Origin of the sequence: Streptomyces solincola, assembly GCF_002982015.1 — a bacterium.
GTDB classification, from domain to species: Bacteria; Actinomycetota; Actinomycetes; order Streptomycetales; family Streptomycetaceae; genus Streptomyces; species Streptomyces solincola.
Genome location: NZ_PVLV01000709.1, coordinates 1 through 2,017, shown reverse-complemented (window position 1 = coordinate 2,017; position 2,017 = coordinate 1). Strand labels below are relative to the sequence as shown.

Below are 2,017 nucleotides of genomic sequence, written 5' to 3'. Positions count from 1 at the left end.
GGGCGGACGGGCGTGCAGTGTGCTGGTCATCGGCACCGCCGGAGGATGAGGAGGAGGTTCCAGGTGGCGATCTCGCGCACCACCGGCAGCCTGGGGGCCAGTTCGGGCAGCACCGGCCAGTAGCGGGAGCGGGCGGTGACGACCGTGACGTCGGTGCGGGCGCGGACGTCCCGCAAGGTGCGGCCGACGCCGACCGGGAAGAGGTTGACGCCGAGGCGGTGCTTGGCCGCGCGCCCGGTGCGCCGTTCGTAGCGGCGGCGGGCCCGTTCGGCGCCCAGGTAGTGCCAGGGCGCCCACTCGTGCCCGCCCCAGGGGGAGAGCCAGTTGGTGAAGGAGAGGTAGACCATGCCGCCGGGGCGGGTGACCCGCACCATCTCGCTGACGAAGGTGGCGGGGTCGGCGACGTGCTCCAGGACGTTGGAGGAGAAGCACACGTCGGCCGCGCCGTCGGCGAGCGGCAGCAGGTAGCCGTCGGCCCGTACCGCGGCCCCGGCGGGCGCGGCGGCCAGTTCGGCGGCGTCCGGTTCGAAGAGGTAGCCGTGGGCGCCGCGCCGGCGGAACTCGGCGGTGAAGTGGCCGCGGCCGCCGCCGACGTCGACGACCACCCGGCCGTCGACCGGCAGGTACCGCTCGACCTGGTCGGCGGCGTCCCGGGCCAGCAGGTCGTAGACGGCCGCCGGGTCCTGCTGCTCGCGCAGGAAGGCGCGGAAGAGGGTGAGCGAGCGGCGGAACGAGGGGTCCCGCCACGCACGGGGGTCCGTCACGCGCGCGCACCGCCGCCCGGCCGGGGGTGTCCGGGCGCACCGGCGGGCAGCGGCACCCGGTGGCCGCCGGCCGCCGGGTCCGGTACGGGGGCGCTCGGGGCGGTGCGCGGATGTCCGGGGTGGGCGCCGGCGGCCTCCAGGGCGACGGCGCGGAAGCGGCGTACGGTACCGGCCCAGCGGTAGCCGGCGGCGTGTTCGGCGGCGGCCCGGCCCATGGCCAGGCGGCGCTCGTGGTCCAGGGCCAGCGCGCACCAGGCGGCGGCGAACGACGACTCGCCGCGGGCCAGCACTCCGGTGACGCCGTCGCGCACCGAGTCCCGCAGGCCGGGGACGTCGAAGGCGAGGGTGGGGGTGGCGTGCGTGGCGGCCTCGGTGACGACCAGGCCCCAGCCCTCGACGGCGGCCGGGTGCAGCAGCAGCCAGGAGGCGGCGAGCAGCCGGTGCTTGGCGTCCTCGCTGACGTGCCCGGCGAACTCCACGCCGGGTCCGGCCGTCCGTTCCAGCCGCTGCCGCTCCGGGCCGTCGCCGGCGATGACCAGCCGGCCGCCGGTGACCGGGCGGACCCGCTCCCACAGGCGCAGCAGCAGGTCCACGCGCTTGTAGTCGACCAGCCGGCCCAGCACGGTGAAGACCGGTTCGGTGGCGCGCGGGGCGCGGGCCGGCGGCTCGTGGACCCCGTTGGGCACGATCCGGATGCGGTCGCCCGGCACGCCGATGCCGCGCAGCGCGGCGGCGGTGGACGGGGAGACGGCGACCAGCAGGTTCCCGGCGTGCGCCCGGGCCAGCGCCCAGTGCTCCAGCCTCCGTCCGGCCCGGGCCACCGGCCGGGGGAAGCGCAGTCCCCACAGGTCGGTGTGCACGTGGTTGACCAGGCAGAGGGTGGGTCCGCGGTGCCACAGCGGCGCGAGGTAGGGCACGCCGTTGCAGACCTCGACCAGCAGGTCGCAGGAGCCGACCTGGCGGGCGAAGGCCCGGCGCGCGCCCAGGTAGTGGCCGAGGTCGGAGCCGGCCGAGACCACCCGGTAGGGGCGGTGGACGGCGGGTCCACCGCACAGCAGCGTCACCTGGTGTCCCTGGGCGGACAGCCCCCGCGCCAACTGGTCCACCAGCAGTTCCGAGCCGCCGGCCGAGGGGTGCGACAGGTCGCGGTGGGCCAGGAAGACGATGTGCCGTGGGTGCGTCCCGGCGCGCTCGGCCCACTCGGCCGTCGAGCCGGACGGGCGCGGGTGGAGCGGGGCGGGGCCGGTGGCCGG

General features: G+C 77.4%; 2 protein-coding genes. Both read right to left on the bottom strand.

Annotation, left to right across the window (positions count from 1 at the left end; translation table 11 throughout):
• Positions 1 to 26: 26 nt before the first annotated feature.
• Positions 27 to 764 (bottom strand): class I SAM-dependent methyltransferase, encoded by a 738-nt coding sequence (locus C6N75_RS29570; protein ID WP_105871905.1) that lies wholly within the window; start codon positions 762 to 764, stop codon positions 27 to 29.
• Positions 761 to 2,017: glycosyltransferase family 4 protein (locus tag C6N75_RS29565; protein WP_258177684.1), on the bottom strand; the 1,257-nt coding region annotated here is incomplete at its 5' end. The genes C6N75_RS29565 and C6N75_RS29570, both read right to left, overlap by 4 nt.